Consider the following 21411-nt stretch of genomic DNA (forward strand, 5'->3'; position numbering starts at 1 on the left):
TGCCATGCAGCACAATTTTCAGGTAGCCTGTTTGCCATTCTGGCAGGCGCGTTACAGCGTGGTGTTCAATGCAGTATCGATATCGCGCCAAATGTCTTCAATATCCTCAATGCCCACGGAGAAGCGCAGCAGGCCTTCGCGGATGCCGAGTTTTTCTTTTACCGCAGGGCTCATGCCGCTGTGCGACTGGCTGAAAGAATGGTTCACCAGGCTTTCCACGCCGCCAAGGCTGGCGGCCATGTGCAGTAGTTTGAGGTTGCGGATAACAGAATCGGCAGCGGCTTGGCCGTCTTTCTTCAAATATACCGACACCACGCCGCCGAAGCCGCGCATTTGGCGTTTGGCTAATTCGTGGTGCTCATGGCTGGACAGGCCCGGATAGAACACTTTAGCCACGGCGGGATGTTGTTCCAAGCGGCGGGCGAGCTCGGCAGCGTTGGCCAGGTGCTGCTTCATGCGCACAGAGAGGGTCTTGATGCCGCGTAATACCAAGGCGCAATCCATCGGCCCGGCAATGCCGCCGGTGTTCACCAAGGTGCTTTGCAGGCGTTGAGCCCAGGCTTCTTCCTTGGCTACCACAATGCCCATCAGCACGTCGGAATGGCCGCAGAGGTATTTGGTGGCGGAATGGAACACAATGTCGCAGCCCATATCGAGCGGGTTTTGCAGATAGGGAGTGGCGAAGGTGTTGTCGATGCCCACCACCGCGCCGGCAGCTTTGGCTTTTTGCGCCAACAAAGGGATGTCCACCAGCCGCAGCAGCGGATTGCTGGGGCTTTCCAGCCACACGAGTTTCACTTTGTGTTCGGCCAGGAGCTTATCGAGGTTTTCAGGTAGCGTGAGGTCGGCGAACACGACGTTTACGCCCCATTGGGCATATACTTCGGTGAGCAGGTCGTAGGCGCCGCCGTAGATATCGGCTACGGCGATGATGGTGTCGCCGGGGCGCAATACGGTGCGGAATACGGCATCAATGCCGGCCATGCCGCTGCCGAAGGCGAAGCCGGCGCAGCCGTGCTCCAATTCGGCCACGGTGTCTTCCAAAATTTTGCGCGTGGGATTGGCGAGGCGGGAATAGCGGTAGGGGATGTTTTCGCCGATTTGGTGCATGGCGAACATGCTGTTTTGATAAATCGGCGGCATAATGGCGCGGTTGTGCTCATCAGGGTTGTAGCTGCTGTGGATGATTTCGGTATCAAAATGCATGGGTTCTCCTTTCAGGTAGCCTCTGATAGCTGAAGCTCTTCCTATAGCGTTGGCTCGCTTGGTGGGAAAATAATTGCTTCGCTATATGGCCGTATTGGCGATGGTGCCGGTTGCGGTAGATACAAAAAAACAGCCGAGCAGGGTAGCCGGCTGTTTTGACTTGGCTTCGCAAAGCCGATGCTCTGCAAAAATATTCTGGCGGAAAGGAAGGGATTCGAACCCTCGATACGCTATTCACGTATACACGCTTTCCAGGCGTGCGACTTCAACCACTCATCCACCTTTCCGAGGTAAGGTGCGCGATTATACTAAAACCCTCACGGCAACACAACCATTTTCTGCCCTACCCCTGGCGGCAATTTCCCGGCAACAATGAAAAGCCTTCGCCCCGCAGTTTGCCGGCCTTTTCGCGCAGCGGGGTGAGCGGATACACCGTTTTCACTGCCGCCAAACCATAAGCCGCAGCGGCTGCCGGCCACCAGCGGTTGCCAGCCAGCTCCATAAAGTGCCAGCGCTGCAGCGCCCGCTCGTTCTCCCACGGCGGCACATAGGCCATAAACCGCCCCGTATCCGGCCTGAAACCGGCCTCAGCCAGCATCCGTCTCACTTTCGGCAACGGCAGCGCATGGGCGCGCAGGCCGAGTTGTTTTTCAGGTAGCCCGAATCGCCACAGCGAATACGGGTTAAACCCGCTGAGCACCAACTTGCCATTGGGCAGCAATACGCGGAAACACTCCCGCAGCAACTCTTCCGGCTGCGCGCATAATTCCAAACCGTGCGGTAGCAACAAAGTCTGCACGCTGCCTGACAACAGCGGCAGTTGCGGCAGTGCGCACACCACATCTGCCTGCGCCCTACCCCGCCCCAGCCGCACCACCTGCTGCGGCCAGCAATCCCAGCAGCAGAGCGAAGCAACTACGGTGATGCCGTATGGATCAGCCGTATGCGCGGCAAAGAACGCCTGCTCCGCTGCTTTCAGGTAGCCTCCTGTGGCGGTGTTGTCCAGCCATTCGGCCAACCTGTTTTCTTCTATCATGCCACCTCCTCATTCTGCCAGCCATCATACCGATCAAACAAAATTTTGCAAAACACAGCGTAAAGAAACCTGCCGGAAAAGAGAGTTCGGACGCACTCTCGTGTTATCATTCTACCTTTGCGCATGCCGTATCGGCAAAGCGCCCAGCTGCGGCTTGACACCATTTCCGCCCAGCCTTTAATATCCAAAAAAATTTATCCAATCATAACGTTAACCACAACGGACTCATTCCTCTGCCATGAGTAAATTGAAATTTCTTTCCTTGGCCATTTTAAGCCTGGGAATCCCGGCTTCTGCCCTCGCCCAAACTTATACGCCGGAGCAGATTGCCGCCTCCATCACCAATCTCAACGCTGCCATCCTGCGTAATCCCTCCTCCCACCACAATAATTTGTGGGGGCGTATGCGGCAAGACTTCCGCATGAGCGAAGTCAACCCGGAAATCGTGCGCCGCCACGAAACCTACTACAGCACCCGCAGCGCCTATTTCAACCGCACTGTGGAGCGCAGCCGCCCCTATCTTTACCACATTCTCTCCGAAGTGGAAAAGCGCAACATGCCTTCCGAAATTGCCCTGTTGCCGTTTATTGAGAGCGCATTCGTGACCAAAGCCCGCTCCCACGTGGGCGCCTCCGGCTTGTGGCAGTTTATGCCCGCCACCGGCCGCCACTACGGCCTAACGCAAAACAATATTTACGATGGCCGCCACGACATCTATGCTTCCACCAATGCCGCGTTAAACTATCTGCAATATCTGCACAATATGTTCGGCGACTGGTCGCTCGCATTGGCCGCCTACAATTGGGGCGAAGGCAACGTAAGCCGTGCCGTAAACCGCGCCCGCAGCCAGGGGCTCGAGCCGGTGTATGAAAACCTCAATATGCCCAACGAAACGCGCAATTATGTGCCCAAGCTGCTGGCCGTACGCAACCTCGTGAGCAACCCGCAAGTGTTCGGCCTAAACCTTTCCAACATCGAAAACAAGCCCTATTTCGAAGCCATCAGCATCAACAGCCCGATGGACATTAACGCCATCACCCGCCTGGCCAATATCAGCCAAGCCGAATTTGAAGCGCTCAACCCCAGTTTCAAAGTGCCCGTATTCATGCCCGAAAACGGCCAGCGCAAACTGCTTCTGCCCGTAGGCGCGGTAAACGCCTTCGAGCGCAATCTGCGCAATGCGCCCAAAGAATCCCTGCTCTCCTACGACATCCTGCGCTCTGACGGCGCCACCACCCTCAGCGACATCGCCGACCGCAACGGCGTGAGCGTGGCCGACCTGCGCCGCACCAACGGCTTGAGCAGCAATACCATCCGTGCCGGTCTGCCTATCCTCGTGACCAAAAACAGCCTGAACAACAGCCAGCTAGGCCGCGGCGTACAGATGCTGGCTGATAACAAGCCCGCCGGCGACGACCCGCTGGGCAACCTTATCCGCCGCAATAGCCAAAACGTAGCCGAACGCACCAGCACCGTGGCTGCTGCCAAACCTGCTGCCCAGCCTGTTGCCACACCGCCCGCCCCCGTTCAGGTAGCCTCAGCCCAACCGGCTCGCCCGCCTGAGCCCATTCGTGTGCCCGTACAGCAGACAACAAACCCAGCCCCTGCCGCTTTTGCCGCGTTGGCTGCCAACAGCCCCCGCCCCGCCGAGCCTGCGCCTCGTGTAACCAGCTCGCCTGATATTCAGGTAGCCTCGGCTCCAACGATTACCCAAACAGCTGCCCAAACCGTAGAGCAACCTGCTGCTTCCAGCAATATCAACACCCCAACAGACAGGCTACCTGAAACCGCCGAGCTTGCTGACAACAGCAACCTTCAACCCGACCCATTGATGTCCTTGGCCAATAGCAGCAGCACGGATAACGACACCACACCTGTCGATACCGATGAAGCCGATAATGGCAATAGCGCCGCAGCCGCCGTGCGCGCCTCCTTAGCCCAAACTGAAGCCCAGGAAACCCGCCGCCAAGCCCAAGCTGAAGCTCGCCGCACCAATAATGCCGGCTTCGGCCAACTGGCCGCCAACACCGGCAACAACCAACGCCGCGCTGCCCGCCAAGAGCAGCAGGCCAACCGCCGTGGTGCGCAAACAGTCACCCATAAAGTGCAGTCCGGCGAATCGCTGTATTCCATTGCCCGCCGCTACAACGTAGACGTGGCCGACCTCAGCCGTGCCAACAACCTGCGCGGCAACAACATCCGCACCGGCCAAGTATTGCATGTGAGCACCAGCAGCAATCAACAGGCTGCCAACCGCCATGCTGACAACAAACCTAACAGCCGCAACGAACGCGGCAACGAGCGTAACAACCACGCCGGCAACGATCGCAATGGCAGAAACGGCCGCCAGCAAACCGTGTCCCACACCGTGCGCAGCGGCGATACCCTGCAATCCATCGCCCGCCGCTACAATACCTCCGTGGCCGACATCAAGCGCAGCAACAACTTGAGCAACAGCGTGCTGCACCCCGGCCAAAAACTGCGCGTGAGCAGCGGCACTTAACCGTTGCCCAAACCTGCAACGTTTTCAGGTAGCCTCAATTAAGGCTACCTGAAAATATTTCTACAGCTTATCCAGTAAGTTACAAACACCTCCTGTCAAACATGAACCCGCAAAAACGCCGCGAAATCTTCCAGCGCCTGCACGACGCCAACCCCAACCCCACCACCGAGCTGGTGTTTCACAGCCCCTTCGAGCTGCTCATCGCCGTGCTGCTTTCTGCCCAAGCCACCGACAAAGGCGTGAACAAAGCTACTGCCAAACTCTTTGCCGTGGCCAACACTCCGCAAGCCATCCTCGATTTGGGTCTAGACCAACTGATGGAATATACCCGTACCATCGGCCTCTACCAAACCAAATCTAAACACATTATGCAAACCTGCCGCCTGCTCCTGGAAAAGCACGGCGGCGAAGTGCCGAATACCCGCGAAGCGCTCGAAGAGCTGCCCGGCGTCGGCCGCAAAACCGCCAATGTTGTGCTCAACACTGCCTTCGGCCAACCGACCATGGCTGTAGATACCCACATTTTCCGCGTGGCCAACCGCATGAATCTTGCCCCCGGCAAAAATGTGCGCGAAGTAGAAGACAAACTCATGCGCTTCGTGCCCAAAGAATTCCTGCTCAACGCCCACCATTGGCTCATCCTGCACGGCCGCTACACCTGCAAGGCGCAAAAACCCCAATGCCACGAATGCATCGTGTATGACTTATGCGAATACAAAGGCAAAACGGTTTAAATCAATAAAGCCAAGCCCTGTATTTTTCAGGTAGCCTCTCAATAATAAGGCAGGCTACCTGAACAGACAGGGCTTGGTTTTGGGGTGGCAGATATGTTTCAGGTAGCCTCTCACTGGTTTGGAGGCTACCTGAAACATAATGCGCACGCTGTGCTGCTCAATAATCAACTTTCCGAACGAAAGAAGCGGCGGATATCCTGCTCCAGCGTATCCAGCATTTCATAGCGTTTGCGGTACATAGAGCGTTTTTTGCTTTGCACTTCTTCCAGCGGCGTGCGCTCGATTTGAGTGGGCAGCCGCCAATAGCCGGTGGCCTCGAGGCTGCCTTGGTTTTCCTGCCAGAAGGCATCGTAGTTGAACAGCAGGCGGCTGGAGTCGTTCCAGCGGAATTTAGCCTGGCTTTTGTGCGGAATGCCGTAGAGCTCGCAGCCGAGTTCCGCAGCCATCAGCTTAAATACGTTCACCATCATAAACATCGGCCGCACGCCGTGCAGCTGCTTGGTGGTGTGGCGGATAAGCTCGGGGGCATCGCTGCTGTGTGGCCCTTGGATGGAGGTAATCAGCAGGCCGTTGGGCGCGATAAAGCTGAACACGGCATCGTAAATGCGGCTGCGCTCGGTGCTTTGCAGGCTCACCAAAAAGAAGCCTTCCAACGGGTCTTTGTGGTTGATATTCAAACTGATGGAGAGCTCGGGCGCGGGATGGTTGAGCACGACGGTGCGCTGCGTTACCAACTCTTGCCACTTGGCAGCGGAAGGCTTGTTTTGTGCCAAAGTGAAGTTGTTGATTACCGCTTGCAATCGCGCGTTCCTGTCGAAGCGGTTGTCGGCATAAGTATCCAGCACGGCGCGGGCGGCATAGGGATTGTGTCGGAAAATCGGTGCCCACATCGGATGTTGGTTGATGAAGGCGGTAAACTCTTCGCATTGCCGCCGCGCCAGCAGGCGTTGGATTTGGTCGCGCAGATACACCACCGCATATTTGCGGATGCCCCGTTCGCGCAAATTGGGATACTGTTCGTCGAAAGTGGGAAAGTGAAATAAATCAGACATAAGCGCCCATATTATGCCAAACGGCGCCGGGCCGTTTGCGTGAAAAACAAAGCGATGCCGGGCAAAAGCCGACCATCGAAAAGCGGCCAATCCTACCCGATTTGCCAACGGCCTTGCAAGGCTTGCCGCCGAGAATGAAGGCTACCTGAAAACCTATCTCTGCTTTTCAGGTAGCCTCCCGTCTTGCCTCAACTGTAGCCGCGCAATTATGATGCTGCCCATTCGATCATTATTCCCGTCCATTATGCACGCCATCCCGCTCACCACGCCCCCGCTTGCTCCCAAAACCCGGCAAGCGCTGCTCGAACTGGGCATAGCCGACACCGCCGAGCTGCGCCGCACCACGCCCGCCACCGCTTTCCTGCTGCTCAAAGCCAGCGGCCTCACCGTGACCGAATCCACGCTGTGGCAGCTGGTATTGTTGGCCGAAGGGCGGGAAGGCTACCTGAACGAAGCCGAGCAGGCCGCGTGGCGCGCCAAATTGCGTGCCCATCGCCCGGTGGCGCTATTCCCGCCACCGGAAGAAAGCGAACATTGGATGCAGCAGGCATTGCAACTGGCCGAGCAGGCCTTGGCCGCAGGCGAAGTGCCGGTGGGCGCAGTGGTGGTGCGCCGGGGCGAAATCATCGGTCGCGGCGCCAATGCCTGCGTGACCGAACACAGCGTGTGCCGCCATGCCGAAATCGCCGCACTTACCGAAGCCGGCCGCCGATTGGGCAACTACCGGCTGGACGGCTGCGATTTATACGTTACCCTCGAGCCGTGCAGCATGTGCGCCGGTGCCATCATGCAATCGAGAATCCGCCGCCTGATTTACGCGGCTGCCGAGCCAAAAACCGGTGCTGCCGGCAGCATGCTCGACCTGTTTGCCAACAAACAGCTCAACCCGCACACCGCCGTGCAAGGCGGCGTGTTGGCAGCGGAAAGTGCGCAGCTGCTGCAACGTTTTTTTCAGGAGCGGCGGCAAGGATAGCGTGGATTAAAATAAGGCGGCGAGCCGCAGGCTGCATACATATACGGCCAAGCGAGCCACCGCAGCAGCATTCTTATTTTGATTCACGATAAATGCCGATTTGAGATAAGCCACCTATACCTGAAAAACAGTAGCGGATAGTTTTCAGGTAGCCTTTAATCATCCGCCAACCGCTACTATAGTGAATTAACAAAAATCAGGACAAGGCGACGAGCCGCAGACAGTACAGATAGTACGGCAAAGCGAGACAACGCTGTACTGGTTTAAATTTAATTCACTATAGAAACTGGCCGAATACAAAACAGCCGGATAACCATTCCCCGATATTGGAGAAATGCAGTTATCCGGCTGTTGTTTCGCCATAGCTGTCTTCAAACTGAAATCAAACCCGACGCAGTACATGAACAACTATATTTTCAGCCAACCTGCAGCCAAACCGCCACTCCATGCCACAGCTGCCATGCCGCCCACAGGCTGACACTCAACCCGGCCACCAGCCGGAAACGCGGATGTTGCAGCAGGCCTTTGAGTTGGTTGGCAAACAGCCCCATCGCCAGTAGGTTTGGCAGCGTGCCCAAGCCGAAGGCCAGCATCATCAGCGCACCATCCACCGCTTTGCCGCTGCCCAGCGCATATAACGAGGCGCTGTACACCATGCCACACGGCAGCCAGCCCCACAGCAGGCCAACGCCAAAGCAGGCAGGGGTGTTTTGGATGGGCAAAAGCCGGTTGAGCAGCGGATTGAGCCGTCGCCACACCGGCCGCCCGAGCTTTTCCACCTGCGCGGCATAGGCGTTGAGCCCAGCCAGATACAGGCCGATAAACAACAGCAGCAGGTTGGCAGCGGCAAACAGGATATGCTGCAACAGGCGGGTTTGATCCAGCGAAATACCGAACTGCCCCAGCGCGCCCAGCAAGAGGCCGATAAAAGTGTAGCTGCCGATGCGGCCGAGGTTCATCAGCACAATCAGCTTCACGCGCCCCACCTGCGGCGGCAGCTGCAAGGCAAAGGCGGTGCTCAAACCGCCGCACATGCCGGCGCAATGGCCGCCGCCGAGAAAGCCGGTGGCGGCAAGGGAGAGGAGTGTGAGGGTGGAGACCATGGCGTTGTTTTCCGGGATAGCTCTAGCACTGATTCCTGCCGACAGCCCGCTGCCTGCCGGAGGAAAATCGTTGCTTTGACTATTGCTGCCAAGTGGCAATTCAGGCTACCTGAAAATGATTTCACAACTTTCAGGTAGCCTGTTGGCGAATGCATCGGGCAATCAAGCTGTTTGCTTGGTGCCGAAAATCTTGTCACCGGCATCGCCCAAGCCGGGGATGATGTAGCCGTTTTCGTTGAGGTGGCTGTCGAGCGCGGCGGTGTAGATTTTCACGTCAGGGTGCTTGTCGTTCACCAGCTTCACGCCTTCCGGTGCGGCCACCAGCACCAGAGCGGTGATGTTGCGGCAGCCTTTTTTCTTCAGCAAATCAATAGTCGCTACCATCGAGCCGCCGGTGGCGAGCATCGGGTCGAGAATCATGGCCGGGCGTTTGTCCATTTTGCTCACCAATTTCTCGAAATAGGAAACCGGTTGCAGGGTTTCTTCGTCGCGCTGCAGGCCAACCACGCTGATTTTGGCGGTGGGCAACAGGTCGAGCACGCCATCGAGCATACCCAAACCGGCACGCAGAATCGGCACCACGGTTACGGTTTTGCCTTTAATCTGCTCGCCTTCGATGCGGCCGCACCAGCCTTCGATAGAAAGTGGCTCGGTTTCCAGATGGCGGCTGGCTTCATAGGCCATCAGGCGGGCCAGCTCTTTTACCAAAGTGCGGAATTGGTAGGTGTTGCAGTTGGCTTTGCGCATCAGGGTGATTTTGTGCTTGATCAGCGGATGATCGATAACGGTTAAGTTCATGCTATGGTTTCCTTCATTTGATTTGGCGGGGCGTATTTTAGCTTAACAGGCGGGCGGGAAAAAGCGGGGGCTGCAATTTCTTCCTACGGCATCGGCTTGCCAGACCGTATTAGATGTATTCTTTTCACTACCAGACATTCATATATGCTTGGGCGCAGCAAAAGGCTACCTGAAAATTTTCAGGTAGCCTCTTTATCATTTCAGCAAGCGAACCGGCTTACACTTCAATGATGACTTTCATGGCTTTGGTGTCGGCTGCGTGTTTGAACACATCGTAGGCCTTTTCCATTTCGCTGAATTTGAAGCGGTGGGTGGCCAGTTTTTCCATCGGCAGTTTGCTGGATTCGCAGGCTTTCAGTAGCATGCCGGTGGTGTTGGCATTTACCAAGCCGGTGGTAACAGTGATGTTCTTGATCCACAGTTTGGCCAAATCGAACTCCACAGATTTGCCGTGCACGCCGACGTTGGCCACGTGGCCGCCTTCTTTCACCACTTTTTGGCAGATATCCCAAGTGGCGGGATAGCCAACGGCTTCCATGGCGCAATCCACGCCGCGGCCGCCGGTGATCTCCAAAATCTTGGCCACAGCATCTTCCTTGTTAGGATTGATGGTGTGGGTAGCACCCATTTCTTTGGCCATGGCTAGGCGGTTTTCGTCCATATCCACCACGATGATGGTGGCCGGAGAGTAGAACTGGGCAGTCAGCAGGCAGCCCATGCCCACGGGGCCGGCGCCGACGATGGCAATGGCGTCACCAGGTTTCACTTGGCCGTACTGCACACCGATTTCATGGCCGGTAGGCAGTGCGTCGGAGAGGAATACGGCCACATCGGTGTTGAGGGTTTCGGGCAGATGATAGAGCGAATTATCGGCAAACGGAGTGCGCACATATTCGGCTTGGGTGCCGTCGATCATGTAGCCCATAATCCAGCCGCCTTCTTTGCGGCAGTGGGCGTAGAGCTGTTTCTGGCAATTGTCGCAAGTGCCGCAGCGGCTCACGCAAGATACGATAACTTTATCGCCTTTTTTGAAGTCTTTAACGGCAGAGCCCACTTCTTCCACCACGCCGATGGCTTCGTGACCGAGGATACGGCCTTCCCATTTTCCGGTTTTTTCACGGGCAACTGCTTCGATTTCCGGGTTTTTACCCTTCATGATGCCCAAATCCGTACCGCAAATGGTGGTTTTGGTAACGCGGATGATAGCATCCGTAGGATCAATGATAGTGGGAACCGGGCGGTCTTCGAAGCGGACATCGTTTTCGCCGTAATAGGTCATGGCTTTCATGGTCTTGCTCATCATGCTCTCCTAATATGTTTGCCGATGAATAATCGGTTAGTTGGGAAAGAATCCGGAGAATTCCGGATGCGTTCATTATAATCTTTATTTTTCCAAAATAGCAAAATTTCTCGTTTTAAAATATAGTGTTATATCATAACAATGGAAATTTTAGGAAGTATTATGCAAATAAGAAGCTAAACTATTATTTCATCAGTCATCTGCAGCAAATACCTTTGCTATGATGCAGCACAAGTTGTAAGCAATGTACCGATTTGATTATCCCAATGATACGGTTGAAACATTAAGGCTACCTGAAAAACCACTATCTTCCTCACACAATACAAAACAGCCTCCATCCCAGCGGAATAGAGGCTGTTTTCATATAAGCAAAATTACACTTTGGCAGCAGCAGCTACTTCAGCAGCGTAATCCACTTCTTTTTTCTCGATACCGTCGCCCACTTTGAAGCGAACGAAGTTCACGATCTCAGTACCCTGTTGTTTCAGGAACTGCTCAACAGTTTGATCAGGGTTCATCACGAAGGGTTGGCCCAGCAGCGTTACTTCAGCCAAGAATTTCTTCACGCGGCCTTCCACCATTTTGGCGGCTATTTCGGCGGGCTTGCCGGAAGCAATCGCCTGCTCGGTGTAGATGTGGCGCTCTTTAGCCACCACTTCGGGATCAACCTGCTCGGCAGAAATGCATTGCGGCTTAGAAGCCACGATGTGCATGCCAACGTGACGGGCAGTGGTCTCATCGCCTTTGTACTCCACCAGCACGCCTTCGGTAGCGGCAGCACCGTGAATGTAGGTGGTGAGGTTGTTGGCAGCTTCGATGATTTCAAAGCGGCGTACAGAAATGTTTTCGCCCAACTTGGCAATCACGGCTTTGCGCTCGCCTTCCACCAACTCGGCCAGTGCTTCAACGGTGGCCGGTTTTTTCTCAGCAGCAGTTTTGGCTACGAATTGAGCAAAGGCGATGAAGCCGGTGTCTTTAGCCACGAAGTCGGTTTCGCAGTTCACTTCCACCAAGGCACCCACATTGCCTTCGATGGCATAAGCCAACACGCCTTCGGCAGCGGTACGGCCGGCCAGCTTGCTGGCTTTGGCGCCGGATTTAATACGCAGGATTTCTTCAGCTTTGGCCATGTCGCCATCGGCTTCCACCAGGGCTTTTTTGCATTCCATCATGCCCAAGCCAGTGGCGGCACGCAGATCAGCAACCATTTTTGCGGTAATTGCAGACATTATTTACTCCTGTTTTATTGAGAAACGCGGCCGGATGCCGCGCTTTGGATAAATTGAAGGCTACCTGAAAGGCCGGATTTGGCGTCCGCTTGTTGAAACGGTGTCTTCAGGTAGCCTCACGTGGTATCAGCTTAAGCAGATTCGGCTTCGTCAGCAGCAGCCTGCTGTGCAGCGGCTACGGTTTCGGCCAAGGCCTGGTTTTTGCCTTCCAATACGGCATCGGCGATACCGCGGCAGTACAGACGGATGGCTTTGGCGGAGTCATCGTTACCAGGGATAACGTGTTTCACGCCTTCCGGATCGTTATTGGTATCCACCACGCCGATTACCGGAATACCCAGCTTGCCGGCTTCGGTCAGCGTACCTTTTTGGTAGCCGGTGTCAATCACGAAAATGGCGTCGGGCAGGCCTTTCATGTTTTTGATGCCGCCGAGCGAGCGTTCCAGCTTTTCCACTTCGCGTTGAATGGTAAGCAGTTCTTTTTTGTTGTAACCGCTGGCTTCAGCATTTTCCAAAATGGCAGCTTTTTCTTCCAAGCGTTTGATAGACTGCTTAACAGTTTTGTAGTTGGTCAGCATGCCGCCCAACCAGCGGTGATCCACATAGGGCATACCGGCACGGGTAGCTTCTTCACGCACGATGTCGCGGGCTTGGCGCTTGGTGCCGACAAACAGGATGGTGCCTTTGTTGGCAGCCAAACGGCGAACGGCATCTTGCGCTTCCTGGAACAGGGGCAGGGTTTTTTCCAAGTTTATGATATGGATTTTGTTGCGGGCGCCGAAAATGTATTGTTCCATTTTCGGGTTCCAGTAACGGGTCTGATGACCGAAGTGAACACCTGCTTCCAACATCTGGCGCATAGTAATTTGAGACATTTATTTTCCTTACAAAGGGTTATAGCAAACATCAATGCACACAGAATCTCAAAACTGAGACACCCTTTGGTGCAAGATGCGAGCGTTAAGATAAAAAAAGAAACAGCTTTCAAAACGAAAGCTGCGGGATTATAGGAGAAAAGTGTTATTTTGGCAAGGCTTCCCTACCCTGCTTTTCTTCCTGTTTGAGGCGTTTGTTGCGCAAACGGATATAAACCACCCAAAACGCAAACAGCGTGGGCAATATTGTCCACACCACCAAATAAATCAGCATCCGAGCCAACGATGGTTGCGCAAGGGCAAACATCAGGGTAACAAAGATATAGCCGATAAAAACAATGTGCCACATGGCATTTTCCCAATTAGGGCCACCTGAAAATCGAGGCCACCTGAAACCGGATTGCTATTTTCAGGTAGCCTCATACCTATTGCTGCGGTAGTTGATATTCCTGCCCGTCTGCGGTGAGGAGTTTGGGCTGGCAGTTATCGTTAATCACTGTCTCGTCAATCACTACGGTTTTTACCTGCTCTTTAATATCCGGCAATCGGAACATGGTTTCCAACAGGGCGCGTTCCACAATCGAGCGCAGGCCGCGCGCGCCGGTTTTGCGCTGCATGGCGAGTTTGGCGATACTGCGCAGGGCAGACGGCTGCACCTTCAGCTCCACCCCTTCCATTTCAAACAGCGTTTGATATTGTTTCACCAAGGCATTTTTCGGCTCGGTCAGGATGCTGATGAGTGCTTCTTCATCCAACTCGGCCAGTGTGGCAATAACAGGCAAACGGCCGATCAACTCGGGAATCAGGCCGAATTTAATCAAATCTTCCGGCTCGACAATTTCAAACAGCTCAGTAACATCGGCATCTTCGTCTTTGCTGTGCACCGAAGCGCCAAAGCCGATACCGCCCTTTTCCGTACGCTGGCGGATAACCTTTTCCAAACCGGCAAAGGCGCCACCGCAGATAAATAGGATGTTGGTGGTATCCACCTGAATAAAATCCTGATTCGGGTGCTTGCGTCCGCCCTGCGGCGGTACGGATGCCACCGTGCCTTCAATCAGTTTCAGCAAAGCCTGTTGCACGCCCTCGCCGGACACATCGCGAGTAATCGAGGGGTTGTCACTCTTACGGGAAATCTTGTCGATTTCATCAATATAAACAATCCCATTTTGCGCCTTTTCCACATTGAAATCGCAATTGCCCAAGAGCTTGGTAATAATCTGTTCCACGTCTTCGCCCACATAGCCGGCTTCGGTAAGCGTGGTCGCATCGGCCATAACAAACGGCACATCCAAACGCCGTGCCAAGCTTTGCGCCAGCAGGGTTTTGCCCGAGCCGGTGGGGCCGATGAGCAGAATGTTGGATTTGGCCAACTCCACATTATCGCCCTCTTTCGGATAGCGCAGGCGCTTGTAGTGGTTGTACACCGCCACTGCCAGGACCTTTTTGGCCTGCTCTTGACCGATAACGTGCTGGTTCAAATTGCTGACGATTTCAGCCGGCGTGGGCAATCTGTCTTCGCCGGAATGCGTTTCGCCCGCCGCTGCTCCCTCGCTGTGGATCATGTGGCTGCAGGTGTCGACACACTCGTTGCAAATCAATGCATTATCGCCTTCAATCAGATTTTTTACTTCATTTTCCGATTTGCCGCAGAAAGAACAGTATCGGGTTTCGTTGCTCATTTGATGTGATTCCGCAATGTAATGTGTTGTGCCGTAATGGAGATGGCAAAACGTGGAAGTATATAGGGGAATCCCACGCATATCAACGCGGGGGCTGCTGCCGCTCCCGCTACCCCGACCATTACCTTCATAGCAAAGCCTGCTCTTTACAAAAATTCTTTTACACTATCTAGGGTTTACAAAATTGGCTTTTTTATCCACAATAAGCAAGTTTTCATTTTTACCGTTAAAACAGATATTTGCCTGCTACAACGGTAAATCGCCTAACGGCATTGCCATACAACAGACTGATAGGTAACAAAATTGTTTGCAATTAGAAAGACTTGGCTGATTTTAGCCACCGGATTGAGCCTAGCCTTGGCCAGCCTGCCCGCCGCTGCACAAGACGATATCGATGTGCTTGGCCAGTTCCTCGAACAAAACCTGCCCGTGCAAGACGACCCGCTTGGCACTTTCCTCAGCAGCCGTCCGGCTGAACGAGTGGAAGCCCAAGCCGCCGTGGCCGGGCCGCTGCTCACTTCGCAATCCGCACTGATTATGAATGGCCGCAGCGGCGAGATTCTGTATCAAAAAGGTATCGACCAAGTCCGTCCCATCGCTTCCATTTCCAAGCTGATGGCCGCCATGGTGGTGCTAGATGCCCGCCAGAACATGAATGAAACCTTGGAAATCACCGAAGCCGAAATCGACCGCCTCAAAGGCACCGGCAGCCGTCTTTCCGTGGGCACCACCCTCACCCGCCGCGAAATGCTGCACCTGGGTCTGATGAGCAGCGAAAACCGCGCCATCCACGCCCTTGCCCGCAACTATCCCGGCGGCCTGCCTGCCTTCATGAGCGCCATGAACCGCAAAGCGCAGAGCCTCGGCATGCAGCAAACCCGTTTCTACGATCCCACCGGCCTTGATTTCCGCAATGTATCCACTGCGCGCGATTTAAGCCTGATGGTGCGCGCCGCTCACGAATACCCGCTTATCCGTCAATTCTCCACTTCTAACTCCGGCTCCGCCCAAACCAGCAACGGCCGAGTGCAGCAATACCGCAACTCCAACGCACTGGTGCGCGAAGGCACTTGGAACATCTCCCTGCAGAAAACCGGCTACATCCGCGAAAGCGGCCGCTCCATGGTGCTGTATGCCAATGTACAGCGCCAGCCGCTGATTATCGTGCTGCTCAATTCCCCCTCGCCCACCACCCGCGTAAACGATGCGCGCGCGATCCAAAACTGGGTGAACGGTCGCGAAATCTAAGCCTAATCAGCTTTTTGCATACGCCAAATAAAGGCTACCTGAAAATAGATGCTTTCTTTTTTTCAGGTAGCCTTTTGCTAACCATATGCCTGCCGTCACTAGTTGGCTTTACGGACTGAACATATATAAAGGCTACCTGAAAACGTAACTTCCACAAAGTTAAATGTTTCATCACCCCTTAGCTCTCCAGTCATAACAAAGGCTACCTGAAAAACCATTTTCAGGTAGCCTTTAATCCAAGCAACAAACCAAGCTATCTCCGCCTCGGATAAAACTGCACCACATTTTCATTCTCCGGCATTTGCAGTTTTTTCACCGCGTGGCCGTACACGGTTTCCAGCGTTACCGTGTGCAGCAGCCCTTGCGCAAAGCCTTCGTTCACCGCGGCGCGGGCAGCGGCTTCGTCGGTAAACTGCAAAACCGCCCAAATGCCCAACGTGTCCATATCCTGCCAGAAAGTTTCGGCGCGGGTATAGGCTAGCTCCAGCTTGGCGGTGTCCATTACCGGATCGTAGAAGCCGTGGTGGAACAGCATATCACCGAGGTCGTGCATATCGGCAAACGGGCTGGCCACATCGATGTTGCGCATTTTCAGGTAGCCTGTGATTTCAGCCAGCGTATCGAGGCCAAAATGAGTGAGAAACAGCAGTCCGTCGGTTTTCAGCGCACGCGCCCAGTTTTCAATCACGGGCACGGGCTGGGCAGCCGAGGGAACCAAACCAAGGTTGCACCATAGCCAATCTGCCTGCGCCTCGGGCAGCGGGGTTGTGGGTGTTTGATAGTGTTGCGGCACGGTTTTGCCTTTGCCGGCAAGGCGTTGCCAAAAGCCAGTTTGGCGCGCAGCCGCGGCTGCCTGTAGATGGTCGGCACGGCTGTCGTATTCGCTGAACGTGGCTTGCAGATAACGCTCGACCAGCAGGCGTCGGCTGCAATCGCCATCAGCACCAAACAGTAAAATATGCTGCGGTGCGGTGGCAATGAGAGTCAAGCGTTGGTCGGTATCTTCGGCAAGGCGTCGGTGGATCAGCCAGCGGTCGGTAGTCATTTTTCAGGTAGCCTGTGGTGTGTGTCGGATTTCGGGCAGCCTGCTTGAGGCTACCTGAAAACATCTGTTTTAATGAAGTTAAAATAATTTTTTGATGTTTTTCAGCCTGCTATGTTTTTTCAGGTAGCCCGACAAAGACTCGGTAAGCGGCAGAAAATTCATCGGCATGGCTTAAAAACGGAATATGTGCCGCCTTTTCGATCAGCAACAGGCGGCTGTTGGGCAGCTGGCGGCACAGGTATTCGCCCATGCGCGGCGGAGTGATGCCGTCTTTGCCGCCAAACACGAGCAATACGGGGCACTGCACCTGCGGCAGCAACGCGCGGGCATCGGTGCGTACTACGGCATCCAACGCAGCTTGCAGACCGGGCGGTACGCCGTGGCGGATGATCTCCGGCAGCACTTCATCGGCGAGGTGGGCGCGTTCCGGGATGTGCAAAAATTGCAGCTGCAAAAACTGGCGCATATATTTGGCAAAATCTTGGGCAAACAGCGGTATCATCTTGCCCAGCGCGGGTTTGGCCAAACCTTCGGGATAATCCGGCGCGGCAGTAAGGCGGGCAAAACTGGCGGTCAGGCACAGGCTGCGTACTTTTTCGGGATGGCGCGCAGCCATATGCAGCGCCACCAACCCGCCGAGCGACCAGCCAAGCAGGTGTGCGGGCTCATTTAATTGAGCCGCCAGCGAGTCGGCCACAGCAACCACGTCGAACGCGCTATCGAACTCAGCCGCACCGTGGCCGGGCAAATCGGGTGCGGCGATGCGGCATTCTGGCAAATTGGTAACCAGCAGGTCAAAAATATGATGGTTGGCCGCCCAACCGTGCAACAGCATAATATTTACGGAATCAGACATATGGCGCTTTCAACTTGGTTAGCCGGGCAGTGGCGGCTATTTCAGCTAGCCTCCAGCCGGAGCAAACGCTGCATATTATGCCATGAATTATCCGGCAGCCAGTCATTGTGCGGCGGCTGCACGGCGGATTTGCACTGCCTGCGGCTGGATGCGCGCCGCCGCTGCCCATTGTGTGCCGGCATTTCTGCTTCCGGCCTACCATGCGGCCACTGCCAACGAAAACCGCCGCCGCAAACCCAGCTCAACGCCGCCTTCGCCTACCGACCGCCGCTGAGCAACCTGCTGTATGCCTACAAATTCCTCGGCCGCAACGATTTATATGCCGCCTTAGCCGAGCTGATGCTGGCCGAGCCGCCCGTGTGGCCGACTCCGCCGGATTTGGTGATGGCGATGCCTTTGAGCGTGCGGCGGCTGCACAAACGCGGGTTCAACCAAAGCCTGCTGCTGGCCGAGACTATAGCTAAGCACCTGAATCTGCCGCTGTTGCCGCCGTTTGCGGTAACCCGCCCCCACCGACCGGCACAAAGCACCCTGCCCCGAAATGAGCGTGCCAAAAACGTGCACGGTATTTTTCAGGTAGCCTCAGCGGCGGATGTAAAGAACCGTCATGTGCTGTTAATCGACGACGTTGTTACCAGCGGTGCAACAATTGGCGAACTTGCCCGAACTTTGCAGCGGGCGGGGGCTGCAGCGGTTTATGGCTGGGTGTTCGCCCGCGCCGAATGAAAAGATAATTGACGTAGTTACCCTGCTGCGGCATCATGCCGCGCATCGTCCTAACGGCTGGTTTGTTGCAAATCAGCCTTATTTGTTTGAATTTCGCTGCATATCGCTTCATGTTCAGCATTGTTTTATACCAACCCGAAATCCCGCCCAACACCGGCAACATCATCCGCCTGTGCGCCAACAGCGGTGCTGATTTGCATTTGGTGAAGCCGCTGGGTTTCCCTTTGGATTCGGCCAAAATGAAGCGTGCCGGGCTCGATTATCACGAATTTGCCCGCATCAGCCTGCATGAAACCTTTGAAGATTGCCTTGCCGCCTTGGAAGGGCGCCGTATATTCGCGCTCACCACCAAAGGCCGCACCCGCCCCGACCAAGCCGAATTCCGGCCGGACGATGTTTTTTTGTTTGGCCCAGAAACCCGCGGTTTGCCGGCAGCAATCCTCGAAAGGCTACCTGAAAACCAAAAATTGCGCCTGCCCATGCTACCCGGCAGCCGCAGCATGAACCTTTCCAACACGGTGGCCGTAATGCTGTATGAAGCATGGCGGCAAAATGGCTACCACGGTGGTATCTAACCGCCAACAACCCCATCCACTCAAGAAACGGAGTCTATTTTGGCTAAATTGAAAAATGCCTTCTTTATCGGCATCACTGCCGCTATCGGTCTGTGCACCGCCCTAATTAATACCGCCGCTGCCGAACCCAAAGCCGCAACGGCCAAGCCCGCCGCCCGGCAGCAATACCACAGCCGCGGCAGCATTCATTTAAACGCCGTCGCCAAACCCGAACGGCTTCACCAGTCCGCCAACCGCAGCTACCAAGTGCGCGGTGTGCGCTACACCCCGATGACCAATGTGCGCCAATTCACTCAAACCGGCCGCGCATCCTGGTATGGCCGCCAATTCCACGGCCGCCTCACCGCTTCCGGCGAGCGTTACGACATGAACCTCATGACCGCCGCCCACAAAACCCTGCCCATCCCCAGCTATGCCCGCGTAACCAACCTTTCCAACGGCAAAAGCGTAGTGGTGCGCATTAACGACCGCGGCCCCTTCCACAGCAGCCGCGTCATCGACGTATCCCAATCTGCCGCCCGCCAGCTCGGCTTCATCAATGCCGGCACTGCCAACGTGCGCATTGAACAAATCCTGCTCAGTCAGGCACGCGCCGAGGCCGAAACCCAACAGCCCGCTGCCAAACCAGCCGGCAATATTTATGTGGATTTGCGCCACTTCAACCAGCGCAAAGCCGCCCACGACTACGTAGTGCAAACCACCACCCGCCTGCGCCACGCCAACAATACCAGCCAACAGGTATTCATGGTGCCGCAGCGCAACGGCGGTTTCCTTGTCCGTATGGGTCCGTTCACCCACCAAGACAAGGCCGATCAAACCAAGGCTGTGGTTACTACCGAACTGTAAACACCAACTATCGGCAAACAGGCTACCTGAAAACGCAGCGCAGCGAAGTTTCTGCGAAGCTAAACTTTCAGGTAGCCTGTTTCTTATCCGCCACTACTCAAAATAACCTAATCAAGAACAATTCTTGTCTTGCCAAACTATCCGGCTTATGATTAAATGTTATGGTATAACGTTTGAAAGGCAATTCATGAAACCAAATATTCACCCCGAAAACTACCGCACCGTCCTGTTTTTCGACAGCAGTGCCAACGAAGGCTGGCTTATTCGCTCCTGCGCCCCCACCAGCAACACCATGCAATGGAAAGACGGCAAAGAGTACCCCGTATTCATGCTCGACACATCTGCCGCCTCCCATCCCGTTTATACCGGCCAGCAACGCGAGCACAACAAACTAGGCCGCGCCAGCGCATTCAACCAACGCTACGGCAGCATGATGTCTGCCCTGAAAAAGGATAACTGAAATGCAAGTCCTCTCCTCCCTCAAAACCGCCAAAACCCGCCACCGCGACTGCCAAGTGGTACGCCGTCGGGGCAAAGTGTACGTAATCTGCAAAAGCAATCCCCGCTTTAAGGCTCGGCAGCGTTAAGCAGGGTTTTAACCAAATAATAGGCTACCTGAAAGCCATTTCCGCGAAGCCAACACCTCTTTCGACAACGCCCATTTTCCGATTCCGATTCAACACGCATAGACCGTTGTCGAATTTAAGGTTTCTTGCAAACCAGGCGTTGGCTTCGCGGAAATGGCTTTCAGGTAGCCTTTCTGTTCCACTGTAAAACACAATCATGCCGTGGTATCAAACCAGCCCCTATCCCGTCAATAAATTCAATCCCCTTCCCGCAAAGCCCTCGTTTATTCCACCGCAAACGCGTATAATGCGTCACTTTTACTAAGTCATTCCTACGGGATAGACATGAGCGAGCAAACACCGTCAGAAAGCAGCGGCATCGGCAAAGCCATCAAGCGCTACCTGATTACCGGCCTCCTAGTCTGGCTGCCCATCACCATCACCCTGTGGGTGGTAACCTACATCGTTTCCACCACCGACCACCTCTTCAACCTGCTGCCCACCCAATGGCAGCCGGAGAGCTACCTAGGCTTCAACATCCCCGGCCTCGGCTTCATCCTGGCCATCGTTGTGCTGTTCGTAACCGGTGTACTCGGCGCCAACGTGCTCGGGCGCAAAGTGATTGAAGGCTGGGATTCACTCCTGGGGCGGATCCCTGTGGTGAAATCTATCTATTCCAGCGTGAAAAAAGTGTCCGAGAGCCTGCTCTCCGACAACAGCCGCTCGTTCAAAACCCCCGTGCTCGTGCCATTCCCGCAGCCCGATATTTGGACGATTGCTTTTGTGTCCGGCGACGTGCCGCAAGCCTTGCGCGAAGCCCTACCGGAAGACAACGAATATATCGCCGTATATGTACCAACCACGCCCAACCCCACCGGCGGCTACTACATCTTCGTGCGCAAACAAGACATCCGCCCCTTGGCCATGAGCGTGGACGAAGCGTTGAAATATGTGATTTCGCTGGGCATGGTGGCACCGGATGAACACAAAAACGGCAAATTAGCTGCTCCAATCAAGCTGCCCGAGCCTAGCGAATGATTTTTCAGGTAGCCTCTTGC

At 55.0% G+C, this 21411-nt stretch carries 22 protein-coding genes and 1 tRNA gene; 10 read left to right on the plus strand and 13 right to left on the minus strand.

Going from position 1 to position 21411, the window contains the following annotated elements:
• Window positions 1–51: 51 nt before the first annotated feature.
• The 3 genes from CKV94_RS10590 to CKV94_RS10600 form a co-directional block, all read right to left on the minus strand.
• Window positions 52–1206: a trans-sulfuration enzyme family protein gene (locus CKV94_RS10590; protein WP_003822713.1), complete on the minus strand. Its 1155-nt coding sequence runs from the start codon at window positions 1204–1206 to the stop codon at window positions 52–54.
• 196 nt (window positions 1207–1402) lie between these two features.
• Window positions 1403–1493 (minus strand) — tRNA-Ser (locus CKV94_RS10595).
• A gap of 56 nt (window positions 1494–1549) precedes the next feature.
• Window positions 1550–2242, minus strand: a complete 693-nt coding sequence (locus CKV94_RS10600; protein WP_003822715.1) for a class I SAM-dependent methyltransferase — start codon at window positions 2240–2242, stop codon at window positions 1550–1552.
• 238 nt (window positions 2243–2480) lie between these two features.
• On the opposite strand from CKV94_RS10600, the gene CKV94_RS10605 reads away from it, so the two are divergent.
• Window positions 2481–4745: a LysM peptidoglycan-binding domain-containing protein gene (locus tag CKV94_RS10605; protein WP_003822716.1), complete on the plus strand. Its 2265-nt coding sequence runs from the start codon at window positions 2481–2483 to the stop codon at window positions 4743–4745.
• A 101-nt stretch (window positions 4746–4846) separates the two neighbouring features.
• Complete coding sequence (gene nth / locus CKV94_RS10610; RefSeq protein ID WP_003822717.1) at window positions 4847–5479, plus strand: endonuclease III; 633 nt, start codon at window positions 4847–4849, stop codon at window positions 5477–5479.
• A gap of 164 nt (window positions 5480–5643) precedes the next feature.
• Here the strand turns inward: nth and CKV94_RS10615 are convergent, their stop codons facing one another.
• A complete protein-coding gene (locus CKV94_RS10615) occupies window positions 5644–6531 on the minus strand; it encodes a VirK/YbjX family protein (RefSeq protein ID WP_003822718.1) in 888 nt (295 codons plus the stop codon).
• A 208-nt stretch (window positions 6532–6739) separates the two neighbouring features.
• Here CKV94_RS10615 and tadA point away from each other — a divergent pair, with 208 nt between their 5' ends.
• A complete protein-coding gene (tadA, locus tag CKV94_RS10620) occupies window positions 6740–7504 on the plus strand; it encodes a tRNA adenosine(34) deaminase TadA (RefSeq protein ID WP_003822719.1) in 765 nt (254 codons plus the stop codon).
• Window positions 7505–7920: 416 nt separating this feature from the next.
• On the opposite strand, the gene CKV94_RS10630 is transcribed toward tadA, so the two are convergent.
• From CKV94_RS10630 to clpX, 7 genes are all read right to left on the minus strand, one after another.
• Window positions 7921–8607: a sulfite exporter TauE/SafE family protein gene (locus tag CKV94_RS10630; RefSeq protein WP_003822723.1), complete on the minus strand. Its 687-nt coding sequence runs from the start codon at window positions 8605–8607 to the stop codon at window positions 7921–7923.
• Between the two features lie 162 nt (window positions 8608–8769).
• Window positions 8770–9405 (minus strand): uracil phosphoribosyltransferase, encoded by a 636-nt coding sequence (upp, locus tag CKV94_RS10635; RefSeq protein ID WP_003822725.1) that lies wholly within the window; start codon window positions 9403–9405, stop codon window positions 8770–8772.
• A 217-nt stretch (window positions 9406–9622) separates the two neighbouring features.
• Window positions 9623–10693, minus strand: a complete 1071-nt coding sequence (locus CKV94_RS10640; RefSeq protein WP_196761974.1) for a zinc-dependent alcohol dehydrogenase family protein — start codon at window positions 10691–10693, stop codon at window positions 9623–9625.
• 386 nt (window positions 10694–11079) lie between these two features.
• Complete coding sequence (tsf, locus tag CKV94_RS10645) at window positions 11080–11934, minus strand: translation elongation factor Ts (protein ID WP_003822731.1); 855 nt, start codon at window positions 11932–11934, stop codon at window positions 11080–11082.
• Between the two features lie 131 nt (window positions 11935–12065).
• Window positions 12066–12809: a 30S ribosomal protein S2 gene (gene rpsB / locus CKV94_RS10650; RefSeq protein ID WP_003822732.1), complete on the minus strand. Its 744-nt coding sequence runs from the start codon at window positions 12807–12809 to the stop codon at window positions 12066–12068.
• Between the two features lie 145 nt (window positions 12810–12954).
• Window positions 12955–13158 (minus strand): hypothetical protein, encoded by a 204-nt coding sequence (locus CKV94_RS10655; protein WP_003822734.1) that lies wholly within the window; start codon window positions 13156–13158, stop codon window positions 12955–12957.
• 76 nt (window positions 13159–13234) lie between these two features.
• Window positions 13235–14491 carry an ATP-dependent Clp protease ATP-binding subunit ClpX gene (clpX, locus tag CKV94_RS10660; protein WP_003822735.1) on the minus strand — a complete coding sequence of 419 codons (1257 nt, stop codon included), beginning with the start codon at window positions 14489–14491 and terminating at the stop codon, window positions 13235–13237.
• A gap of 303 nt (window positions 14492–14794) precedes the next feature.
• Between clpX and CKV94_RS10665 the strand changes: the two genes are divergently transcribed.
• Window positions 14795–15739, plus strand: coding sequence for a serine hydrolase (locus tag CKV94_RS10665; protein WP_003822736.1), 945 nt, complete (start codon window positions 14795–14797; stop codon window positions 15737–15739).
• 253 nt (window positions 15740–15992) lie between these two features.
• Here CKV94_RS10665 and CKV94_RS10670 read toward each other — a convergent pair whose 3' ends face one another.
• Window positions 15993–16784, minus strand: coding sequence for a hypothetical protein (locus CKV94_RS10670; protein WP_003822740.1), 792 nt, complete (start codon window positions 16782–16784; stop codon window positions 15993–15995).
• 109 nt (window positions 16785–16893) lie between these two features.
• Window positions 16894–17640, minus strand: a complete 747-nt coding sequence (gene bioH / locus CKV94_RS10675; protein ID WP_003822743.1) for a pimeloyl-ACP methyl ester esterase BioH — start codon at window positions 17638–17640, stop codon at window positions 16894–16896.
• Between bioH and CKV94_RS10680 the strand changes: the two genes are divergently transcribed.
• The 6 genes from CKV94_RS10680 to CKV94_RS10705 all read left to right on the plus strand — a co-directional run bounded on the left by CKV94_RS10680 (window position 17641) and on the right by CKV94_RS10705 (window position 21391).
• Entirely contained in the window at window positions 17641–18366 is a 726-nt protein-coding gene (locus CKV94_RS10680; RefSeq protein ID WP_035580080.1) for a ComF family protein, read from the plus strand. It begins immediately after the preceding gene.
• 110 nt (window positions 18367–18476) lie between these two features.
• Window positions 18477–18941 carry a tRNA (uridine(34)/cytosine(34)/5-carboxymethylaminomethyluridine(34)-2'-O)-methyltransferase TrmL gene (gene trmL / locus CKV94_RS10685; protein ID WP_035580328.1) on the plus strand — a complete coding sequence of 155 codons (465 nt, stop codon included), beginning with the start codon at window positions 18477–18479 and terminating at the stop codon, window positions 18939–18941.
• A gap of 39 nt (window positions 18942–18980) precedes the next feature.
• The gene (locus CKV94_RS10690; protein ID WP_003822749.1) at window positions 18981–19787 is read left to right on the plus strand and encodes a septal ring lytic transglycosylase RlpA family protein; all 807 of its coding nucleotides are present in this window, start codon (window positions 18981–18983) and stop codon (window positions 19785–19787) included.
• Window positions 19788–19974: 187 nt separating this feature from the next.
• Entirely contained in the window at window positions 19975–20247 is a 273-nt protein-coding gene (locus tag CKV94_RS10695) for a type B 50S ribosomal protein L31 (RefSeq protein ID WP_035580083.1), read from the plus strand.
• A 1-nt stretch (window position 20248) separates the two neighbouring features.
• The gene (ykgO, locus tag CKV94_RS10700; protein ID WP_003822751.1) at window positions 20249–20374 is read left to right on the plus strand and encodes a type B 50S ribosomal protein L36; all 126 of its coding nucleotides are present in this window, start codon (window positions 20249–20251) and stop codon (window positions 20372–20374) included.
• Between the two features lie 324 nt (window positions 20375–20698).
• Complete coding sequence (locus CKV94_RS10705) at window positions 20699–21391, plus strand: DUF502 domain-containing protein (RefSeq protein WP_003822754.1); 693 nt, start codon at window positions 20699–20701, stop codon at window positions 21389–21391.
• Window positions 21392–21411 lie beyond the last annotated feature (20 nt).

Origin of the sequence: Eikenella corrodens, from assembly GCF_900187105.1 — a bacterium.
GTDB lineage: Bacteria > Pseudomonadota > Gammaproteobacteria > Burkholderiales > Neisseriaceae > Eikenella > Eikenella corrodens.